At 53.8% G+C, this 22,192-nt stretch carries 13 protein-coding genes; 10 read left to right on the forward strand and 3 right to left on the reverse strand.

Annotated features, from left to right (window positions below):
• Positions 1 to 1,112: 1,112 nt before the first annotated feature.
• Complete coding sequence (locus HMPREF6485_RS10945; RefSeq protein ID WP_004346553.1) at positions 1,113 to 2,210, reverse strand: Mrp/NBP35 family ATP-binding protein; 1,098 nt, start codon at positions 2,208 to 2,210, stop codon at positions 1,113 to 1,115.
• A gap of 127 nt (positions 2,211 to 2,337) precedes the next feature.
• Here HMPREF6485_RS10945 and HMPREF6485_RS10950 point away from each other — a divergent pair, with 127 nt between their 5' ends.
• The 6 genes from HMPREF6485_RS10950 to HMPREF6485_RS10975 all read left to right on the forward strand — a co-directional run bounded on the left by HMPREF6485_RS10950 (position 2,338) and on the right by HMPREF6485_RS10975 (position 8,775).
• The gene (locus tag HMPREF6485_RS10950) at positions 2,338 to 4,221 is read left to right on the forward strand and encodes a glycosyl hydrolase 115 family protein (RefSeq protein ID WP_248622300.1); all 1,884 of its coding nucleotides are present in this window, start codon (positions 2,338 to 2,340) and stop codon (positions 4,219 to 4,221) included.
• 272 nt (positions 4,222 to 4,493) lie between these two features.
• A complete protein-coding gene (locus HMPREF6485_RS10955; RefSeq protein ID WP_004342638.1) occupies positions 4,494 to 4,772 on the forward strand; it encodes an HU family DNA-binding protein in 279 nt (92 codons plus the stop codon).
• Positions 4,773 to 5,068: 296 nt separating this feature from the next.
• Complete coding sequence (locus HMPREF6485_RS10960; RefSeq protein WP_004346555.1) at positions 5,069 to 6,640, forward strand: Rne/Rng family ribonuclease; 1,572 nt, start codon at positions 5,069 to 5,071, stop codon at positions 6,638 to 6,640.
• 22 nt (positions 6,641 to 6,662) lie between these two features.
• Complete coding sequence (locus tag HMPREF6485_RS10965) at positions 6,663 to 6,956, forward strand: hypothetical protein (protein ID WP_004346556.1); 294 nt, start codon at positions 6,663 to 6,665, stop codon at positions 6,954 to 6,956.
• Between the two features lie 14 nt (positions 6,957 to 6,970).
• Positions 6,971 to 7,894, forward strand: a complete 924-nt coding sequence (locus HMPREF6485_RS10970) for a DUF488 domain-containing protein (RefSeq protein WP_004346558.1) — start codon at positions 6,971 to 6,973, stop codon at positions 7,892 to 7,894.
• Positions 7,891 to 8,775 carry a hypothetical protein gene (locus HMPREF6485_RS10975; RefSeq protein WP_004346561.1) on the forward strand — a complete coding sequence of 295 codons (885 nt, stop codon included), beginning with the start codon at positions 7,891 to 7,893 and terminating at the stop codon, positions 8,773 to 8,775. Before HMPREF6485_RS10970 ends, HMPREF6485_RS10975 begins: the two co-directional genes overlap by 4 nt.
• Before the next feature lie 560 nt (positions 8,776 to 9,335).
• Here HMPREF6485_RS10975 and HMPREF6485_RS10980 read toward each other — a convergent pair.
• Positions 9,336 to 10,661, reverse strand: a complete 1,326-nt coding sequence (locus tag HMPREF6485_RS10980) for a rhamnogalacturonidase (RefSeq protein ID WP_004346566.1) — start codon at positions 10,659 to 10,661, stop codon at positions 9,336 to 9,338.
• Between the two features lie 194 nt (positions 10,662 to 10,855).
• Here HMPREF6485_RS10980 and feoB point away from each other — a divergent pair, with 194 nt between their 5' ends.
• A complete protein-coding gene (gene feoB / locus HMPREF6485_RS10985) occupies positions 10,856 to 13,288 on the forward strand; it encodes a ferrous iron transport protein B (protein ID WP_004346572.1) in 2,433 nt (810 codons plus the stop codon).
• 430 nt (positions 13,289 to 13,718) lie between these two features.
• Here feoB and HMPREF6485_RS10990 read toward each other — a convergent pair whose 3' ends face one another.
• On the reverse strand, positions 13,719 to 14,102 hold the full coding sequence (locus HMPREF6485_RS10990) for a DUF1573 domain-containing protein (RefSeq protein WP_007411780.1): 384 nt from the start codon (positions 14,100 to 14,102) through the stop codon (positions 13,719 to 13,721).
• A 425-nt stretch (positions 14,103 to 14,527) separates the two neighbouring features.
• Between HMPREF6485_RS10990 and HMPREF6485_RS10995 the strand changes: the two genes are divergently transcribed.
• The 3 genes from HMPREF6485_RS10995 (at position 14,528) to HMPREF6485_RS11005 (ending at position 22,114) form a co-directional block, all read left to right on the forward strand.
• Positions 14,528 to 17,077 carry a zinc-dependent metalloprotease gene (locus HMPREF6485_RS10995; RefSeq protein ID WP_004346576.1) on the forward strand — a complete coding sequence of 850 codons (2,550 nt, stop codon included), beginning with the start codon at positions 14,528 to 14,530 and terminating at the stop codon, positions 17,075 to 17,077.
• Positions 17,078 to 17,265: 188 nt separating this feature from the next.
• The gene (locus tag HMPREF6485_RS11000; RefSeq protein ID WP_004346578.1) at positions 17,266 to 20,361 is read left to right on the forward strand and encodes a SusC/RagA family TonB-linked outer membrane protein; all 3,096 of its coding nucleotides are present in this window, start codon (positions 17,266 to 17,268) and stop codon (positions 20,359 to 20,361) included.
• Positions 20,362 to 20,374: 13 nt separating this feature from the next.
• A complete protein-coding gene (locus HMPREF6485_RS11005) occupies positions 20,375 to 22,114 on the forward strand; it encodes a RagB/SusD family nutrient uptake outer membrane protein (RefSeq protein ID WP_004346580.1) in 1,740 nt (579 codons plus the stop codon).
• Positions 22,115 to 22,192 lie beyond the last annotated feature (78 nt).

A 22,192-nucleotide genomic window follows, 5' to 3' on the forward strand; every position in this document is an offset into this window, starting at 1 on the left:
CTGTTTTATATAAAAATACACCTTATATTATTTACACGCGCACGAGAAGGGAAAACAGCCTCCTACTCCCTAAGGGGACTTTACATTTCTGGCATGGGGCGAAATCTGCCCCTCTGCAAGGTCATTTAAACTTGATGAGATTTTGATAGGGCCAATGAGGAACGGTAGATATTGGACGGGGGAAATGAGTATATGTATTGGCCACACCAACCAAAATCGGTGAAAGGAATCTCTGCAAGACAGCGGATTGCAGTGAATAATACTAACAAAAACGCATTCGCCAAAACTCCTCATCCGGAACGGAAAACCGGCTTCAGGCCATCGGGAAAACCTATGGTTGTTCTCTTTCGGGCCTTTTGAGCTTGCGAAAGAGCCACACTTGAAAGCTGAAAAGGCTACAGCCACGTCGCAACAGTGCCTCTTTTGCAAGTCCGTTTGGGCTCTTTCAGGCCCGTTTTCGGTACCAAATACGTGTCAGCAAAATTCAAACCACTGATTGTCAGCACTTTGATAACACCGCCAAAAATCGTTTATTTGCACCGAGTGGGCCGCCCGTTACAAATATCGCAAGCAGAGAAGCCGAAAACGACCAAATAGTTTGACACTCATCTATCCGCCTGAATCTTCTTCCCCAAAGGAGGCCCACCCCGGCCCTTCCTGTAGGGAGGGAGCGAAGGACAAGAGGCCCATTTGGCCCACCCCGGACCCAGAAGGCTCGGGATACACAGTAGTGTGTCATCTGCCGGAAAAAATCCGCTGACTCGGGACACATGAAAAAGTGCCGGATTCTTCACAGAGTCCGGCACTTGAAAATTAACTTAAAAAGAGAACTTATGCTGGCTCTACGCCAGTAGTGTTTTGGTTTATATCAATTCTTCCGAGACAAGGGCAAAACATATTGCCGCTCTTTCACGATAGTAGAATTTCATCCAACGTTTTCAAAGAAAGAGAGAAAGCCCGCAGGATTGTCTCTTTTCCAATGGCAAAGGTAGCCATAAACGCGCAAATGGCATTTGGCCAAAGAGACATTCTGTATGGCTGAAGGAACTTTTTACCCCTTTTCACGCCATTTGGAGACCAAAACGGCGCGAAAAGAGCCTACCCGCGCCCCCTCACTCCACGCCGACAATCCGCGTGGGAGCTTGCTCCTTGTTGCGCCGATTGGTGACAGTGACCACCGCCTGCCCCAGATTGAGGAAAGCCTGTCCCGTGACCGTGTTCACGTCGAGAGCCGCCGGCGTGCCCGCATCCCCCTTCTCGCAGATGCTCTGCACGATGGGTATCTGCGCCAGCAGCGGGCACCCCATCTCCTCGGCCAACTTCTTGCAGCCGTCTTTGCCGAAGATGTAGTAGCGGTTTTCCGGCAGTTCGGCGGGCGTAAACCACGCCATGTTCTCCACCAGTCCGAGGATGGGCACGTTGACCTTGTCGTTGCGGTACATATCAATGCCCTTGCGCGCGTCGGCAAGTGCCACACTCTGCGGCGTGCTCACGATGACCGCCCCCGTGATGGCCAGCGTCTGGAGCAGCGTGAGATGGATGTCGCTCGTGCCCGGAGGAGTGTCGAGGATGAAATAATCGAGTTCGCCCCAGTCGGCATCGGCGATGAGTTGCTTGAGCGCCGACGTGGCCATGCCGCCCCGCCAGAGTGTTGCCGTTTCGGGATTGACGAAGAAGCCGATGCTGAGCAACTTCACCCCATACTTCTCGACAGGTTCGATGAGCTGCCGGCCATCCTTCTCGACGGCGTAGGGGCGCACATCCTCCACGCCGAACATCTTGGGCATGGACGGGCCGAAGATGTCGGTGTCGAGCAGTCCCACCTTATACCCCAGACGCGCCAAGGCGATGGCGAGGTTGGCCGAGACGGTGCTCTTGCCCACTCCACCCTTGCCCGAACTCACGGCGATGATGTTTTTCACCTGCGGCAGCAACTTGCCCACCTCCGGCCGGGGGGCCGACTTGAACTCGGTGGTGATTTCCACCTCCACCTCAGGGCCCACATGATAGTGGATGGCCGCCTCGGCAGCCTTCAGCGTAGACTTGAGGAAAGGATCGGTTTCGCGGGGAAATATCAGTGTGAACGAAGTTTTCATACCTGCCACGGCAGGCTGGTCGGCCAGCATCTCGCTCTCGATGATGCTCTTCTTCGTGCCGGGATAAATCACAGTGGCCAAGGCATCTGTGATGAGTTTGGGATATAATGTCATGTTTGTATAATTAATTATAGGTGCAAAAGTACCGATATTCGGGTGAATTTACAAATAAAAACTAATAAATTTCCGTGTGTGGCTGATTTTCAGTAACTTTGCCGGGAACAACAAGAATACACCGAAAATGAAGATACGACTCCTTTTCTCCCTCCTCCTCTGTGCGACAGCCGCCACCCTCCCTGCCGCCAACGTCTATTGGTTTGACGGCCGGCAGCACGTGAGCTATGTCCGGCAGAAGAAACTCTCGCCCGTGGTGGAACAAGCCATCGACCTGTTTTCGGCCGACATGACAGCCGTCACAGGCCGCAATGCCCAAGAGAAAAGCAACGGCCAGATCGTGATTTTCCAGCTTGACCTGCTTGACAACAAGGAATTCAAGCAACTCACAGCCCTGCACGTGCCCATCAACAAGTTTATAGCCCGTCCCGAAGCCTTCTACATCGGGCTGCGCGGGCAGAATATCGTGGTGGCCGGCAGCGATGCCCGGGGCACGGCCTACGGACTGCTCGAACTCTCGCGACAGGCAGGCGTGTCGCCCTGGACGGAGACCGGACTGCCCCCCGAGCGACGGCGCACCCTCAGCATGGACAGCAAAACGGAGATACTCCAATGGCCGGTCACCGCCGTGCGCGCCCTGCAACCCTTCAGCAACACGCGCCGCGACTTCGACAATGACGACTACCGCAAGCTCTTCCGCCTGATGCTGCGCCTGCGGCTCAACACCCTCGTGCCCGACAGCCACACCGAGCACCACGCCACGGGCAAAGCGTTCAGGCACTTTGCCCAAGAGCAAGGCGTGGACATTGCCACCGCCCGCCAGTGTGAGGGAGCCGAGACACTCGACTTGGCCTACATCGGCGACGCCTCCCACGAGCTCTCGCTCTCAACCCCACAACCCGGCATCGTGGCCGACCAGCTCGACCGCGCGGCACGGACAGCCGACCGCCGGCCGTGGCTCGTGCGCATCCACCGCCCAACCTGCGCCGACTTTGCCCTGCAACTCTTTGCCGACATGGCCTGGAGCCACACCCCCGCGGGCAGCGACCGGCTCACCAACCGCTACCGGACATGGCTCGCCGGCCTCTTTGGCGACGTGGCGGCACAGAAGCTCATGCCCCTGATGACCGACTACTACCGGCTCACGGGCATCTGCAAACCCGAACTGCTGGAGTATGCCGACTTCAACGAAGGAGAGTTCGGCAACGAACTCGAACGCTACATCGCCGCCTACAAGAGTCTTGCCAGACGCCTCGACAGCGTGGATGGCACCATCGACCGCGAGCGAAAGACCGCCTACGAAGCCACCATCAAATATCCCGTGACCGCAGCAGCCATCACCGTGGAGATGAACTTGCAGGCACAGGAGGCCCGCAACATCGCCCGGCCCGGACTCTTCTACCGAGACCACGAGGCACTGGCCGCCGCAGCCAACAGTCTGCGCGCCTACGACAGGCTCAAGGAGCTCAACGCCCGAATGGGCAACCGACGCCCCACCCCGATGCCCAAACTGCCGGGCAAGCTCACCGACAAGCAGGTGAAACAATATGCCACCGACGAACAGCCGGAACTGCAACCGCTGCCCGCACAGCTCGGCAGCACCGTGGCCCTCAATGCGGCAGCCTACTCCTCGGCCTCGGCAGGCACGGCAAGGCAGCCCATGACGGGCCACAGCATGAATGCCGTGAGGCTGCCACGAGGCGGAGTGGTGCGCTACACATTCATGGCCAAGGAAGACAACCCGGCCGTGGTGAGGGTGGCCACTATCCCGCGCAGCGGCACAAACTACCAAGTGAGCATCGACGGCACGCAGACACAGACCACCTACACGCGCATCGCCACCGCCGACCTGTTGCGCGGACAGACCGTCGTGTCGTTCAACTTCCGTGTGCCCAAAGGTCTTCACACACTCGAAATCAAGGCCCTCAGCGACGGTGTCACTGTGGACCAATGGATGTTCGACTTCGACATCAACCGCCAGTTCTACATGTTTCCCGTGACGGACTATTAGACACGCGATGGGAAGTTAAAAGGAGTTGGAAGAGTCAAAGACACCGATCTCATAACTTGATGGTCAGCGTGAAGCTGCTGCCTTCAACTCCTCCAACTCCCTTTACCCTTTTCCACCCGCTCACTAATATCAAGACAACCAACGAGTTATATCGACAAAAATACTGAAAAAAAGCAGGCTAACATTTTTTAGTTTCGATAAAAACTTGTATCTTTGCACACCGATTCGAATGAGAATAAAGATAATTCAGACAAAAAAGATAAAAACGAAGTATGACTAAAGCAGAAATCATCAGCGAGGTTGCCATGGCGACCGGCCTTTCCAAGAGAGAAGTGACAGCCGTGGTGGAAGCCTTCATGGAAAGTGTCAAGAACCACCTTCTGAAGAAAGAGAGCGTATTCCTGCGTGGCTTCGGCAGTTTCATCATCAAACACCGTGCTGCCAAAACCGCCCGCAACATCTCCAAAAACACCACCATCACCATCGCCGCCCACGATCTGCCCAGTTTCAAGCCCGCCAAGAGTCTGGTGGAGCAGATGAGAGGCGAGTGAACCGCATGGCGGAGCATGGACCCGAAAGCGAATCAGAATCAAAATCAAACAATATTAAAATTTCAAAATTATGCCAAACGGAAAGAAAAAGAAGGGTCACAAGATGGCCACTCACAAGCGTAAGAAGAGACTGCGCAAGAACAGACATAAGAGCAAGTAAGCACGCTTACTGCTCATCAGTCTATTCAGACTGAGGGGCGTGTCAGCCAATCGAGCACGATTCGTTGACATGCCCCTTTTCATTCAAGGCGCGTGAAAATGAAACACGCCGCAACAAGTATTAAAACAAGCAAGAAATGACAAGCGAAGTAGTAATCGATGTCCGACAAGACGAAATTTCCATAGCCCTGCTCGAAGACAAGCAACTGGTGGAATATCAGAACGAGCCCCGACAGGCCTCTTTCACCGTCGGCAACATCTACATGGCAAAGGTCAAGAAGCTCATGCCCGGACTGAATGCCTGTTTTGTAGACGTAGGCTATGAGCGCGATGCCTTTCTTCATTATCTCGACCTGGGAAGCCAGTTCAACTCCTACCAGAAGTATTTCAAGCAGGTGCAGAGCGACCGCAAGAAACTTTATCCCTTTGCCAAAGCCACCCGTCTGCCTGACCTCGACAAGGCCGGAAGCATCACCCAACCCCTCCAACCGGGGCAGGAGGTGATGGTGCAGATCGTCAAAGAACCTATTTCCACCAAAGGCCCGCGCCTCACGGGAGAACTCTCCTTCGCTGGCCGCTACTTGGTGCTCATCCCCTTTGGGGATAAAGTTTCGGTTTCCACCAAAATCAAGAGCGGCGAAGAGCGCGCACGCCTCAAGCAGCTCATCCACAGCATCAAACCCAAGAACTGCGGCGTCATCGTGCGCACGGTGGCCGAGGGCAAGAGGGTGGCTGAGCTCGACGCCGAACTGAAGGTGCTCAACCAGCGCTGGGAAGACGCCATCGTGAAGGTGCAGAAGACCCAGAAACGCCCGCAACTCGTGTTCGAAGAGACGGGCAGAGCCGTGGCCCTGCTGCGCGACCTCTTCGACCCCACCTACGAAAACATCTACGTGAACGACGAGGGAGTGATGAACGAGGTGAAGCACTATGTCTCGCTGATAGCCCCTGAGAAGGCGGACATCGTGAAGCTTTACACCGGCAAACTGCCCATCTTCGACAACTTCAACATCACCAAGCAGATCAAGGCGAGCTTCGGCAAGACCATCAACTACAAGCATGGGGCCTACCTCATCATCGAGCACACCGAGGCCCTGCACGTGGTGGATGTGAACAGCGGCAACCGCACCCGACAGAAAGGGCAGGAAGCCAATGCCCTGGATGTGAACCTCGGGGCGGCCGACGAACTGGCCCGGCAACTGCGGCTGAGAGACATGGGCGGAATCATCGTCGTGGACTTCATCGACATGAATCTGGCTGAAGACCGACAGATGCTCTACGAGCGCATGTGCAAGAACATGCAGAAAGACCGTGCCAAGCACAACATTCTGCCACTGAGCAAGTTCGGGTTGATGCAGATCACCCGGCAGCGCGTGCGTCCGGCCATGGATGTGAATGTGGAAGAGACCTGCCCCACCTGCAACGGCACGGGAAAGATACGCTCCTCCATCCTCTTCACCGACCAGCTGGAAGGCAAAATCGACCGACTGGTCAACAAGATCGGCATCTCCACGTTCTCGCTGCACGTGCATCCCTACGTGGCCGCCTACATCAATCAGGGCGTTTTCTCCCTGAAACGCAAGTGGCAGTTGAAGTACGGATTCGGCATCAGCGTGGTGCCTTCCCAGAAGCTCGCGTTCCTGCAATACGAGTTCTACGACAAAAAACGGCAGTTTATCGACATGAAGGAAGAAATCGAAATCAAGTAAGAACCACGTTCTTACCGCTCTCATGGAAAAAAGAGAAGCAACCGGCAGCAAAGGTCGGTTGCTTCTCTTTTTTCATGCCCGCGATGCGCCGGCCGCCGGGGCAGAAACCAAGCCAACAGAAAGAAGAAACGAGAGAGAGGATTGTAATTTATCTCTTCCACCGCATGGCTCAACACACAACAACGTAAACTTAGGCCAATATAATGACGGTAAAATTGCTATGGTTTGCATAGCCCCCTGCTATAAAATAGCCATTATAGATATACATTCTATAAAAATTACCGACATCGTTGGCTTTATTAAGAATAATTTGTAACTTTGCCCAAGAATATGCAAGTTATGTATTATAGAAGGAAAGTTATTTTGGCATTGCTTGAAACACTCGGTAAGGATGTTTCTGCAAAGAGTATGCAGAAATATCTATTCCTTTTTACGCGAAAGCAGGTTGGCGAGAAAGCCTTTGATTTTGTTCCTTATAAATACGGTTGTTTCTCTTTTCAGGCCAATCAGGATTTAGTGGCTTTATCCAAGCAGGGATATTTGGATATAGAGAAAATAGAAAGGAAAGACAGCCTGTATCATCCTTTACATGAAACTCATTTTATCAGGGATTTGGATTTGTTTGATGCTCAGGCTATTCGTGAAGTTTGTAAATTATACGGCAATATGACTCAAAATGAGTTGATTGCCTATACATATCGAACAAACCCATTTACTGCAATCAACAGTACAATAGCCCAACACTTGCTGACACAGAAAGAAATGGAAAAAGTCAGGGAGTGTAGGGAACGGTACAAACGCAGTTCGTCAGTATTGATGACTATTGGCTATGAAGGATTTACCCTTGAAAAATACTTGAAGCAACTCATATGCAATGATATTAGGGTTTTATGCGATGTCAGGAAGAATGCGTTCAGCATGAAATATGGTTTTTCCAAGGCGATCCTGCAAAAAGCCTGTGAAGGCGTGGGAATCAAATACATACATATACCTGCGTTAGGCATAGAGTCTGAAAACAGGAAAGCACTAAATACTCAAGAGGACTACGACCGTCTGTTTGAAGCATATGAGCAAACCTCACTAAAGCAGAATTGGGATGCATTATTATATGTGCGTTCTGTTTTAGACAAGGAAAAAAGGGTCTGTCTCACCTGTTTTGAGAAAGATCCAAGACAATGTCATCGTACACGAGTGGCAAAGGCCTTGATGGGATTGTCGAATGCAACCTATGATTTCCAAGAGATTTTACTATGATTATGCGGATATTGGTATCTGTAATGACTTATCCTTCTTTATCGGAAAAACATCTCGAAACGGTATGTACGGCAGGGTTTCGTGAAGATGGCTCATGGATAAGAATTTTTCCTATTCCCTACCGGGTGATTTATGCGGATAATGATGCGCCTCGTTATCACAAATGGCAGTGGATAGAGGTAGATGTGGAGAAAAGGATTCAAGACAGCAGACCGGAAAGTTACCATATCTATAATATTGATACTCTTAAGACCGACACGAATATCCTTGGCAAAAAAGGCAAAGGGATAGATTGGAATTTAAGACTTCAATGGGTTCTGAAAAACAAGACCGTATTCACGAATATGAGTGAACTTCTTGACTTGACGGCACAGAACAAAATCTCTTTAGCCGTATTGAAACCTACACGCGTGAACCGTGTAGTATGTTGTGATCTGAGAAAGAAAGATGAAGGCAAGAGTATGGAAAAGTATGCCGACAAATTGTCAAAACTCAAAGCAAAATGTCAAGCAGAAATGCTTCAAATGAACATCTTTGAAGATAAACAGGATATAAAGGATTCTTTTCAATTTGCAGAGAAGATACCTTACAAATTCAGTTACGAGTTTGTTACGGAAGATGGAATAAAGCGTACCCTTATGATTGAGGATTGGGAAATTGGAGCTTTATATAGGAACTGCATTCGGCAAGATAAAAGTGAAGAAAGTGCTGTTCGGAAAGTTATCGAGAAATATGAAAATATGGCGAAAAGAGATATTTATCTATTTTTAGGTACTTCATACGAGTGGCATAAAAGGAAAGCTCCCGATCCTTATTTGATTATTGGAGTCTTTGCGCCTCCCAAAAACAGACAATTGGATTTAGGCCTATTTCCTGTTTAAGAAAAAAGTTAGCAACCACTTGCATCAGAATTAAGGCCAACAGTTATTGAACTAAAAGATAATAAGCCCTCTCAGGTGCATCGCAAGACAACACATACCTGAGAGATGCTCATTCTTTTATACCTTTTCGCACAAAAAAAAACGTTTGTTATTCGGCAAAAAAGTATTACCTTTGCAAGTAGAACAATAAGCGTTCTTTTTTAGGCAGAAAACAGCAACTTGGAGTAGCCCACTCGTTTCCAAATTGTTAACTATTCAGTTTGCATAATAAGGTAGCTTGTTGATACATTTTGAAATTATCTTGGCGTGCAACCGTGCCCCTTTTGCAAGCCCGATGGGGCCTTTTCAGAGCCGTTTTCGGGCTCAAATTTGTGTCAACAAAATTCAAGCTACTGATTGTCAGCGCCTTGGAGATGTCGCCAAAATCGCCGATTTGCAGCCGGGAGTGCCGTCGGCTGCAAATATCGCAAGCAGAGAGGCCGAAAACGGACAAATAGTTTGACAACGCTCCAGGGGCCTCCCCGCCGGATGCCGGACACCCCCGGACACGGGGCGGAAGGCTATCTCTTCTCTCCGTTGATGACCAGCCGCTCCGTCACGGTGCGCTCGATGAGGGCTTTGTCGAAAGCGTTTTTCTCGTCGGTCACGTCAATGTCCTTAAAGGTAAAATCAGTCAGCGCATATTTGTCGCTCTTGCCCACATCGAAGAAGTTGCGGCACGCCATCCTGACATTCCTCATCACGATGTTGTTGCACCGGCTCAGCGGCATGTCGTCGCGCTTCTGCGGCTTGAAGAACTGCGTCCACGGGCGCACCACGAGGAAGCTGCCCGTGCGGCCCGTCATGCCCTCGACGGTGACATACTCGTAGTGCTGCGGCGTGTCGGGGCGCATCTTGAGCCACAACACCCGGTTGGCATTCTCGGCATGGCAGTTGCGCAAGATCACGTTGCGGTCGTGAAGGCTCTCGCTGCCCAGCGTGAGACACCCGTGTACGGTGCCGTAGCGGCAGTTCTCGATGAGGATGTTGCTGTTGGCGCCGTTGGTGGAATCGCGGTCGGCAAACGTTCCCTTGCCGCCCTTGAGCACCACCGCGTCGTCGTTCACATTCATGTAGCATCCGCGGATGAGCACGTCGTGGCACACATCGATGTCGATGGCATCACTGCTGGGAGCCTTCACGGGCCCGTTGGTGGGCGCATAGATGTGGCAGTCGAGATAGCGCACGTGGTCGCAACGATAGAGGTGGTTAGTCCACACGGGGCTGTTCACGAGATGCACATCCTGCACGGTGACATTGGAGCAGTTGGAGATATAAACCAGCCGCGGCCGCTGGGCATCCTTGTTGGTACACTGCGGATTCCACTGCCGGCGAATCCAAAACTCCTGCCAGTAGTAGAAACCGCTGCCGTCGATGGTTCCACGGCCGGTGATGGTGAATCCGTCCACCCCGTCGGCGTTGACCAGCGCGGCGAAATACTTGCATGTTTCGCCCTCAAAACGGGTGGTGAGCACGGGGAAGTGGGCGATGCGGTCGCTGCCCTTGAGGCGCGCACCCTCGGGCAGATGCAGATGGGTGCCGGGCCGGAAGAAGAGCGCACCGCTCCGGAAGGTGCCGCGCGGCACCACCACCACGCCGCCCCCGTCGGCCGCCGCCCGGTCTATCACAGCCTGAATGGCCTCCGTCTGCACAAGCATACTGTCGGCCTTCACTCCATAGTCGGTAATCACATACTGGCGGCCGAGTTTCCCCACATCCACCTTGGCGGTGTCACTGAACCATGCTGCCATCGGTGTGCCATCGGGCCACAGCTGCCTGCGTTGTTTGGCCGATGCCGGCAACACCAGCATGAGCACCAAACTCAATAATAATACAATTTGTTTCATAGATGTTGTTTTTAGCAGTTGCAAATATAAGGAAAATCATTGTAAAAACCTAAAGTTTTTAGAAAATCAACGCTTTTGCCACTCCCCATTTGTAGGTATTGCCATCAGAAATACGGAGTTTTATCTCCGCCGTGCCGCTTATTTTTCGTACCTTTGCATGAAAACAGACAGAACAAGACCGGAAGGACAAAAACATGAAACTTTCAGAACTCAAAACCGGCGAACGGGGTGTCATCGTGAAAGTGGCGGGACACGGCGGTTTCCGCAAGCGCATCATCGAGATGGGATTCATCAAGGGCAAGACCGTGGAGGTGTTGCTCAACGCACCGCTGCAAGATCCCGTGAAATACAAAATCATGGGATATGAGGTTTCGCTGCGCCACAGCGAAGCCGAACAGATAGAGGTGGTGACACCCGAGGAGGCGAGAAACATGGAGCAAGGGGCGGAAAAGGCCGACGGCAAGAAGGAGAAACTGCCGCACGCCGTGCCCGACGACGGCCCCGTGAGCGAACGCCTGCTGAAAGACGCAGCACTGCGCAAGCAGCATATAATCAACGTGGCACTGGTGGGCAACCCCAACTGCGGAAAGACTTCGCTCTTCAACTTCGTCTCCGGGGCGCACGAACGGGTGGGCAACTACTCGGGTGTGACCGTGGACGCAAAGGAGGGTCACGCTGAATACCACGGCTACACGTTCAACCTCGTGGACCTGCCGGGCACTTACTCGCTCTCGGCCTACTCGCCCGAGGAACTCTACGTGCGCAAGCAAATCATCGAGAAGACACCCGACGTGGTAATCAACGTGATAGACACGTCCAACCTCGAGCGCAACCTCTACCTCACCACGCAGCTCATCGACATGCACCTGCGCATGGTGTGCGCCCTGAACATGTTTGACGAGACCGAGGAGCGGGGCGACAACGTGGACTACAACAAGCTGAGCAGCCTCTTCGGGGTGCCGATGGTGCCCACGGTGTTCACCTCGGGGCGCGGCGTGGAAGAGCTGTTCCGCGCGGTGATAGACCTCTACGAGGCCAACGAGGACGAGGCCCCGCACTACCGCCACATACACATCAACCACGGACACGAGATAGAAGACGGCATCGCCGGCATACAGCACTATCTCAAGACCGACGCCAACCTGCGGCAGCGATACTCCACCCGCTATCTGGCCATCAAACTGCTCGAGAACGACCGCGACGCGGAGGCCTACATCGCCACCCTGCCCACCGCGGCCGCCATCATGGCCGAGCGCGACAAGGCGGCCGGGCGCGTGAAGGAGGAGACGGGCGAAGACTGCGAGACGGCCATCATGGATGCCAAATACGGCTTCATACATGGGGCGTTGCAAGAGGCGGAATATGCCACGGGGCAGAAGAAGGACACCTACCAGACCACCCATCTTCTCGACCGCATCATCACCAACAAGTATCTCGGATTTCCTATATTCATCGCCCTGATATGGCTCATGTTCGAGGTGACATTCTCCGTGGGCCAGTATCCCATGGACTGGATAGAGGCCGGCGTGGGCTGGGTGGGCCGCATGGTGAGTGCCACACTGCCCGACGGACCGCTCAAAGACATGCTCGCCGATGGCGTGATAGGTGGTGTGGGAGCCGTGATCGTGTTCCTGCCGCAGATACTCATCCTCTACGCCTTCATCTCTTTCATGGAAGACTCGGGCTACATGGCCCGCGCAGCCTTCATCATGGACAAGCTGATGCACAAGATGGGGCTCCACGGCAAGTCGTTCATCCCCCTCATCATGGGCTTCGGCTGCAACGTGCCGGCCGTGATGGCCACGCGCACCATCGAGAGCCGGCGCAGCCGACTGGTCACAATGCTCATCCTGCCGCTCATGAGTTGTTCGGCCCGGCTGCCCATCTACATCATGATCATCGGCACGTTCTTCTCGGCACAATACCGCTCCACGGTGATGATTTCGCTCTATCTCATAGGCATCCTCATGGCCGTGGTGATGAGCCGGCTGTTCACCACGTTTGTGGTCAGGGGCGAAGACACGCCCTTTGTCATGGAACTGCCGCCCTACCGCTTCCCCACCTGGAAAGCCATCGGCCGCCACACGTGGGAGAAAGGCAAGCAATATCTCAAGAAGATGGGCGGCATCATCCTCGTGGCGAGCATCATCGTGTGGGCGCTGGGCTACTTCCCCCACGACTCCCGGCTCGACTCGCAGGCCCAGCAGGAGCAGAGCTACATCGGGCGCATAGGCAAGGCCATCGAACCGGTGTTCCGTCCGCAGGGCTTCGACTGGAAACTCGACGTGGGACTCGTGGCCGGCGTGGGGGCGAAAGAGATCGTGGCTTCCACGATGGGCGTGCTCTACAGCCACGACGACAGCTTCTCCGACGACGACAGCTTCGAGGCTTCCGACTCGGAGAAATACACCATCTTGCGCCGCAAGATGCTCGCCGACGGCATCACGCCGCTCTCGGCCTACGCCTTCCTGCTCTTCGTGCTGCTCTACTTCCCCTGCATCGCCACCATCGCAGCCATCAAGGGCGAGACGGGCAGCTGGCGGTGGGCACTCTTCGCCGCCGGCTACACCACCGTGCTGGCATGGGTGGTGTCGGCTGCCGTCTACCAGATAGGCAGCCTCTTCTGAAGCAATAAGAGAATGTCAAACTAATTGTCTCTTTTCGGGCTCTCTGCTTGCGATATTCGCAACGGACAGCCCATCCGGGCACAAATGCGCGATTTTGGCGGCATCTGCAAAGTGCTGACAATCAGCCGTTTGAATTTTACCAACACAAAACCGGAGTCAAAAACAGGTCTGAAAAAGCCCAAACGGGCTTGCAAAAGGGCCGCAGTTGCGATGCAACTGCGGCCCTTTTGTCTCTCCGGTGTGGCTCTTTCACACATTCGAAGAACCCGAATAGGGAAATCTGCAGACTTTTTCGGTTACTTTAAGCCGGCTTCCCATGCTGGTTGAAGAATTTTGGCGGAGGTGTTTTTGTCAATATCATTCGCCACCATCCGCCCATGGCATATCCCCCTCCCCTCTCTCGGAGAGATACCGGGAGGAGTGAGGCTTTTTACTTCTTCTCCTCCATCACGCCCTCCACATAGAGGCGGGTGAGTTCCACCTTACCATTGGTGCGCACGGTGACGGTCTTTTTGAAGTGACCGGGGAAGCGTCCCTTACCATCGTAGGTGATGCTGATTTGCCCCTTCTGTCCCGGGGCGATGGGCTGCTTGGTGTAGTTGGGCACCGTGCAACCGCAACTGGCCACCGCCTGATTGATGACCAGCGGTTGGTCGCCCACGTTGGTGAACGTGAAGACAGCCTTCTGACTCGGGTCAGCTTCGTTGAATGTACCGAAGTTGTGCGTGAGCTTGTCAAACTTGATTTCGGCCTGAGCCGATGCCGTGGCTGCCACAGCGATGAGCAGCGTCAGGGCCAGCATTATTTTCTTCATTGTCATTTTCTCCTACATTTAGTTTGTTTTTCTTTCGTTTTTTCCGGGATTCTTTTTCTGTTACTTAGCCTTTCCGCCGCATCCGTGCCCCGACCGCTTGTCACGGCCGCCCACTTGCGTGCGGGAAAAAGACTCTACTGAATCTGATGCAAATTTAAGGATAAAGTTTAGTATAACGTTATTTTTTTACAAACTTTAAGTGTTTGGGAGGGCGAAAGTGCCCAATATCAGTAACAAAAAACACATAAAAAACTTGCAGAGTGGGAATTTATGCTTATATTTGCAATAATATTATGGTAAGTTTTTAAAAATTCGTGATTTTTATATAACTTTGCAAAGTGCGGGCGCACAGGAGAACGAAAAAGGCCCCGTCTACGGGCGGTTGCTCCTCCACTCCATTTTAAGACAAACGAGACTTAACATACATGACTCACCATTACCACAGCAAGGTTCTCGCAGTTTCATTAGTGCTGCTGACCACAGCTATGCCCGTGCCGGCAAAGAAGAAGACACCTAAGATTTCTTTGCCCGTGCATAGCGCCGACTCTGCTAACACCATCAAGAAGATGGTGAAAGGCTGTAAGAAACATCCGGGGCTTTTCACCCTTTATTTCAACAAGGCCAAGGGCGAACTCTACTTCGAGTTGCCCGACAGTGTCTTTGACAAGACCTACATGCTGGCCAGCCGCATAGCCTCGACGAGCGACGGCAGAGACTATGTGGCCGGACAGATGAACGTGCAGCCCTTCCCCATCAGCTTTTCTTCTGACGGGCGCAACGTATATATGAAAAAGGTGATGACCTTCAACTCAGTCAGTCCCACCGACCCGATAGTGCCCGCCTTCAACCGCAACAACCTCGATCCCGTGTTGGCAGGTTTCAAGATTGTGGCCCAAGAAGGCAAAAGGGTGCTCATCAACGTGAGCAAATTTTTCTGCAGTAATGAGCGCAGCATCTCCCCGCTCAAGGAGACTTCGCCCATAGCCAAGCTGATGGGAGGCACGGATGGCATCAAGGGCACGTTCCAGGCGGAAGCCTCGGGATTTGTCTCGGCCCAGTCGTTCCCCATGAACATCGAGATAGAAAGTCTCTTGAGCTACCAGACGACGGGCGTGATACAGAAACCCTACTCGGTCATTGTCCACCGCTCGCTCTTTGCCTTGCCCGAGGCCTCTGCCATGCCCATACGCTATAAAGACAACCGCGTGGGCTTCTTCTACAACGACAAAAACATATTCTCCTCCGACAAAGATCGCATCGAGGAACGGACCATCATCAACCGCTGGCGCATTCTGCCCAAAAAGGAAGACATGGACCGCTATTTTGCCGGGGAACTGGTGGAACCGGAAAAGCCCATCGTATTCTATGTAGACTCGGCTTTCCCCGACAAGTGGCGCGAAACCATCAAGGAGGGCATCCTGGTGTGGAACAAAGCCTTTGAAGCGGCCGGCTTCAAAAATGTCGTCCGGGCACTCGACTATCCCAAAAACGACTCCACGTTCAATCCCGACGACATGCGCTACAACTGCTTCCGCTACGTGGCCACGGAGACGGCCAACGCCATGGGGCCCAGTTATGTGGACCCGCGCACGGGAGAAATACTTTCGGCCGATGTCATCTGGTATCACAACATCGTGTCGCTGCTGCACAACTGGCGTTTTGTGCAGACCGGGGCCGTGGATCCGCGGGTGCGCCGGGCCAAGTTTGACGACGATGTGATGCGCGAGTCCATACGCTATGCGGCCTCCCATGAGGTGGGCCACACGCTCGGACTGATGCACAACATGGGGGCCAGCTACTCCTACCCCGTGGAGAAGTTGCGCGACCCGGCCTTCACCCAAAAGTATGGCACCACACCCAGCATCATGGACTACGCCCGCAACAACTATGTGGCACAGCCCGGCGACATGGAGCGCGGCGTGAAGCTGACACCGCCCGACCTCGGCGTTTACGACATCTATGCCATCAACTGGGGGTATCGCCTCATCAAGGATGCCAAGACTCCCGAGGCCGAAAAGCCAACCCTCGACCGATGGATAGAGGAGAAGGCGGCCGACCCGATGTATGAATTCGGTGCACAACAGCTATTCTCCATCATAGACCCCACCTGCCTGACCGAAGATTTGGGCAACGACCACCTCAAGGCCGGCAGCTACGGCATCAGCAACCTGAAACTGCTCATGAAGCATTTTGAGGACTGGACGATGGAAAAAGGCGAACGCTACGACCAGATGGAGAAGACCTATATGGAGGTGACCAAGCAGTATGGCCGCTACCTGAAACATGTGGTGCCTTACATCGGGGGCATCAAATACAAGGAGATTCGGCAGGGAGACAACCGGCCCGCAGCCAAAATATACGTTAGCAAAGCCCGGCAGAAGGCTGCGCTGAACTGGCTTCTCAACCAGCTTCGCACCTACGATGCCTGGCTTACCCCCAAGAGTCTTATACAGAAACTGCAGGTGGATCTCAACATCAACGAGAAGTTGCGCTCACAGATCGTCTCCTCCATCATGAATGCCGCGGTGCTCTATCGGGTGCGCGAAGGCGGACGCTTCGATGCAGTGGCCAACTACCGGCTGGAAGACTATCTCAACGATCTCACCAACGGGCTGTTCATCGCCCCCAAGCAGGGCCGGTTGTCGCATGCCGAGCAACAACTCGAAAGTGCGGCCATTGCCCAGATGCTCAAGAGTTCGGGACTTGGCGCAGACGCAGCAGCCAAGGGCAGCAAGACGTTTGCAGCATGCGATGACGCGGCAGAAGACTTCTGCCACGTGGGAGACGACAGCTTCTTCCGGATAAACATAGGCACCTCCACACTCACAAAAACCGAAATGGGAGCCGTGATGCTGGGCCGACTGAAAGAGGTGCTGCGAAAGTATCGCGTCTATCAGCGCACAGCTGTGGGACTCACACGCGACTTCTACGCCTATCAGATATTGCAAATAGAGAAGGCTTTGGCCAAGGACTGAAAGGCGAGAAGAATTAAAGGAGTGGGAATTTAAAGGAGAAAGTTTCCCGGGGGAAGCGGAAAAAGGCAATCGTCCAACCCTCGCTGCCGGCCAGACTCAGGCTATAAGGCTGTTTTTCGCAACTCCCCCGGCTTCCGGGAAGTCCCGCCAAATCTTTATAAAACAACAAACAAAACAACCATACCAACATGAGCAAGAGACTTTTTCTGTATCTACTCTTTGCAGTGCTGCTATCGGCAAGCACTGCTTGGGCGCAGACCACAACGCCGGCCCGGGCCGATGTCGTCAAAGGCCGGGTGCTTGATGCCGGCGGCGAAGCTCTCATCGGTGCCCAAATTTGCTGGAAGGGCACCAAGATCATGACCGTGACTGATATCAACGGCGAGTTTTCCATCCGTCGAGATGCCGCTTCGCCCGTGCTGGTGGTTTCCTACATCGGCTACAAGTCGAAGGAAACCAAGGTGGGCAAAGACCAGACAAACATCAGCATCAGCATGAGCGACGACGCTCAGAATCTTGACGAGATCGTGGTCGTGGGCTACGGTCTTCAGAAAAAGGCAGCCATCACAGGCTCCGTGGAGGCCATCAAGGCCGAAGACATCCTGATGATACCCACGGCCAACCTCGACCAGTCGATCACCGGACAGGTGGCCGGTCTACAGGTGATGCAAACCACCGGCGACCCCAGCACGGCCAAAGAGGCATCCATCCACATCCGCGGTATCAACAGTGCGCCACTGCTGGTCATCGATGGTGTGCCCCGGTTTGGCACCAACACCTCCGACGGCGAAATGCGCCTCTCCGATCTCAGCCCCGACGACATTGAGAGCGTGACCATCTTGAAAGATGCCGCTGCGGCCGCCGTCTATGGCTCACGCGCTGCCAACGGTGTGATATTGGTAAAGACCAAACGCGCCACCGGCAACAAAAAAGTGCGCATCAGCTATCGCGGACAGAGCAACATGCAGGAGGCCACCCATCTGCCTAAGTTCCTCAACGGCTACGAGTTTGCCCTGCTGCGTAACCGGGCCGTGGACAACACACCGGGAACGACTGTCGAAAAGTACACCGACGAACAGTTGGAGCAAATCAAAAACCACTCCAACCCGAATGTATATGGTGACGAAGACCTGCTGAGCCACCTCAAGACACACGGCCACACGATGACCCACAGCCTCTCGGCCAGCGGCGGCAACGACGGTTTGAACTACTATCTGTCTTTCGGTTATGCCGACTCGAAGGGACTCTACAGCGGTGTGGGCCGCCGACGTCTGAACTACATGGCCAAATTGGATGCCAAACTCTCGAAGCGGCTCACACTGGCGGTAGACATGAGCGGCACGCGCACCAACTCCAAGAACAGCAGCTACACCACACTGAACTCGGCCTACGCCTATTCGCCCTTGCAGGTGACACGTTTCACCAACGGACAACTGGCCAGCATCAATGGCGGCAACCCGCTTATCAATATCAACGGACTGGGCGGCTACATCACAGACAAGACCAAGATGAACACCATCACGGTGAATCTGAACTGGGAATTGCCGTGGGTGAAAGGACTGTCGGCCTACGTGCGGAGCACTTTCGACGACAACAACACCGTGGAGTCGACTTTCAACAAGCCCGTGACTCTCTATACCTACGATGCCGACAAAGACACCTACACCACCGACCCTAACACCGTGTATCCCACGGCCAAGGTGACACTGAGACAAAACGACGGGTTCTTCGAGAGCCAACTCTACGAGGCAGGACTCAACTACAATCACACGTTTTCGGCCAAACACGATGTCGAGGGGACGCTCATTGCCAACTACCAGCGCACGCATAACCAGTTTATGAACGGCGTCAATCTCGACAAAAGTATCTTCCCCGAAACCATGGGCACCGCACAGAAAGCAAACCTCGTGGGCAACGAGTTCCGCAATCAGCGGGCCTCGGTCATCGGACGCGCCAAATATGGTTACGCCAACAAATATTTCGCGGAATTCAGTTTCCGTGTCGACGGTTCCAACAACTTCCGGCCGGGCAAGCGTTGGGGCTTCTTCCCCTCACTCTCCGGAGCATGGGTGGTGAGCAATGAGGGCTTCTTCCGCAGTTGGAAACAGAATGCCATCTCCAATCTGAAGTTCCGTGCATCGACCGGATGGCTGGGCAACGACGGATTGGTGAACAGCTACTCCTACCTGAAAACCTACATGGAGTCGCCCAACCGGGGCTATGACATCGGCGGCAACTTCACGCCGGGCATCGGCCTGACCACCGGCGGCTACCCTAATCCCAACCTCACTTGGGGCAAGACGCACGACTGGAACGTCGGCACCGACATCGGACTGTGGGACGGCAGGATAGGCATCACGTTCGAAACCTTCCTCCGCTATGAGACCGACAAGATTACGTCGGCTCCCAACTACCTCTATCCCCCTTCTACGGGTGTGGAAGGCAATGTGCCCAGTGTCAACTTCGCCAAGCTCAAGGCCTGGGGATGGGACCTCACGGTGAACCACAAGAACACTGTGGGCAAACTGAAATATAATGTGGGCATCACACTGAGCAAGTCGGCCGACAAGTATCTGGACTTCGGAGACGAGAGCAAACAGTTGCCCAACCTGCGCCGCAAGGGTACCAGTAGCATGGTGTGGACGATGTATCAGGCAGCCGGCATCTTCAAGAGCCAGGAAGAAATAGACCACCACGATGTGGACCAAGACGGACAGGGCAACGCCACACTGGAACCGGGCGACATTAAATATGTAGACCAAAACGGCGACCACGTGCTCGACTCCAAAGACCGCATCTATGTGAAAAACTCATCGTATCCCGACATGGACTTCGCACTCAGACTCGGAACCTCCTACAAGGGCTTTTTCCTCAACGTGCTGTTTCAGGGCGAGTTCGGCTATAAGCAGAACATCAATGAGTATTACACGCTCGACAATGGCACGTTGCAGAAATTCCAGCAATATCACCTCACGGAGACATGGACAGAAGACACCCCCAACGCCCGCTATCCACGCATCAAGTTTGCCACCACCAATGACAACAACCGCAAGGCTTCCACCTTCTGGATACAGGATTGCAACTTCATGCGCCTGAAGATGCTCAACGTGGGCTATGCTTTCCCGGCTGCCATGCTGAAACACATAGGCCTCTCAACAGCCAGCATAGCCGTGCAGGCCAGCAACCTCTTTACCATCAGCAATCTGGAGGATATGGATCCCGAATCGCTTCGCGGCTATCCCATCCAACGGTCATACGGCGTAACACTAAACTTAGGATTCTAAATCAAGACTACCCATGATGAAGATTAAAATATGGATATTGGGGGCCGTGGCTTCGCTCTCACTGACGGCTTGCAACAGTCTGTTTGACGACGCACCCCTGGACAAGATTTCCGACGAGGCGACTTGGACCAACAGCCAGCTGGTCGACGAGTATGCCAACACTTGGTATCGGGAGATGAGCAGTGGTTTCAGCATCTACGTGCCCAGTTCGACACTGCTCAAAAGTGTCTCACGCTACTACCTCCCATGGTTTGGCGACCAGCTGACGGTGGGCAAATCCGATTGGTTCAATGCCGGCTACGGAGACATTTTGAAAGGCAACGAGGAAAGCATCACGCGGTATGCCGCCAACCGATGGGCAGCCTACTACACACAGTTGCAGTACATCAACACCTTTCTGGTCAACAAGGACAAAGTGCCCGATGCCGCGCAGAAGCAGCGACTGGAGGGTGAGGCTCATTTCTTCAGAGCCTACTATTACTACATGCTTTGGCGACGATTCGGGGGCGTGTTGCTCATAGACCACCCCTACGACCCGCTTCAGCAGAAAGAGGTATTTCCCCGGGCATCGTATGAGCAGATGGTGGACTTCATCGTAGCCGACGCCGACAAGGCGGCCGAGCTGCTTCCCACGACATACGCCTTGAGTGAGAGCGGGCGCATCACCAAAGGCGCTGCCCTCATGCTGAAAGCCAAGACCTATCTTTGGGCCTCAAGCGAAGTGTTCCAAAACAAGGACAAAGGCTATCTGGGATTCACCGGCGACGCAAGCAAGGAGATGTTGCAGAAAGCCCAAGCGGCCTATGATGCGCTTTTCGCACTGAACGCCTATTCACTCATTCCCATCGCGGCAACCACTCAGGCCGACATCAAGGACGAGTACCGGAAGATTTTCCTAACGAAGAACAGCCAAGAATCTATCCTCGAAGTGCAGCACTCCAACGATGGCGACTACGCCAACAAGTTCGGCCACAAACTCGACCGCGATGCGGCAGCTCCTTCGTTCACCGGCACGACGGCTGCCTATACGCCCACTCAAAACCACGTGGACGAATATGGCATGAGAGACGGGGCCACCTACGACGCAACCAAGCCCTACGAAAACCGCGACTACCGCTTCTATGCCAATATTCTCTACGACGGTTGCACTTACCACAAGCATGTCATGGACTTGCACTATACCGACAAGGTGGCGGGAGCAGACCTGAAACCTTACGGCACATCTACCTCAGCCGCCTACAGCCGCACGGGCTACTATCTGGGTAAGTTCGTGGACGAGACGCAGTCCATCGACGACAACGGAACCTACGCCAGCAAGCAGAATTACATCATCTGGCGTTATGCCGAGGCCTTGCTCGACAGAGCCGAGGTGGCTTTCCGCTTGGGCGATGAGCAGAAGGCCCTACAGTTGGTCAACCAAGTGAGAATGCGCGTACACATGGACGCTTACACCGGCATCACGTGGGAGCAGATTGTGAACGAGCGCAGGGTGGAGTTGGCTTTCGAGGAAACGAGCTACTGGGACCACTTCCGCTGGGGCAACGCAGAAACCAAGCTCAACGGTTCCAAGAATCCGCTGAAGGCTATGCGCATCGACGTGAACAAGGGTGTGACGAAATACACCATCAGCAATCTCAATCGTTTCCCCGGACGCATCAGAGTGTTTGATGCGAAGGAATATTACTTCCCCATTCCTTGGAGCGAAATCAAATATCAGGGGATTGATCAGAATCCGGGATGGAAAGAGGTGTAAAGACTTTAGGAGTTAAAGGGATTTTCCCTTTAACTCCCCAAAGGTTCAAGCCATCGTGTTGTTGCCTTCAACTCCTTC

Source organism: Segatella buccae ATCC 33574 (assembly GCF_000184945.1).
Classification (GTDB): Bacteria; Bacteroidota; Bacteroidia; order Bacteroidales; family Bacteroidaceae; genus Prevotella; species Prevotella buccae.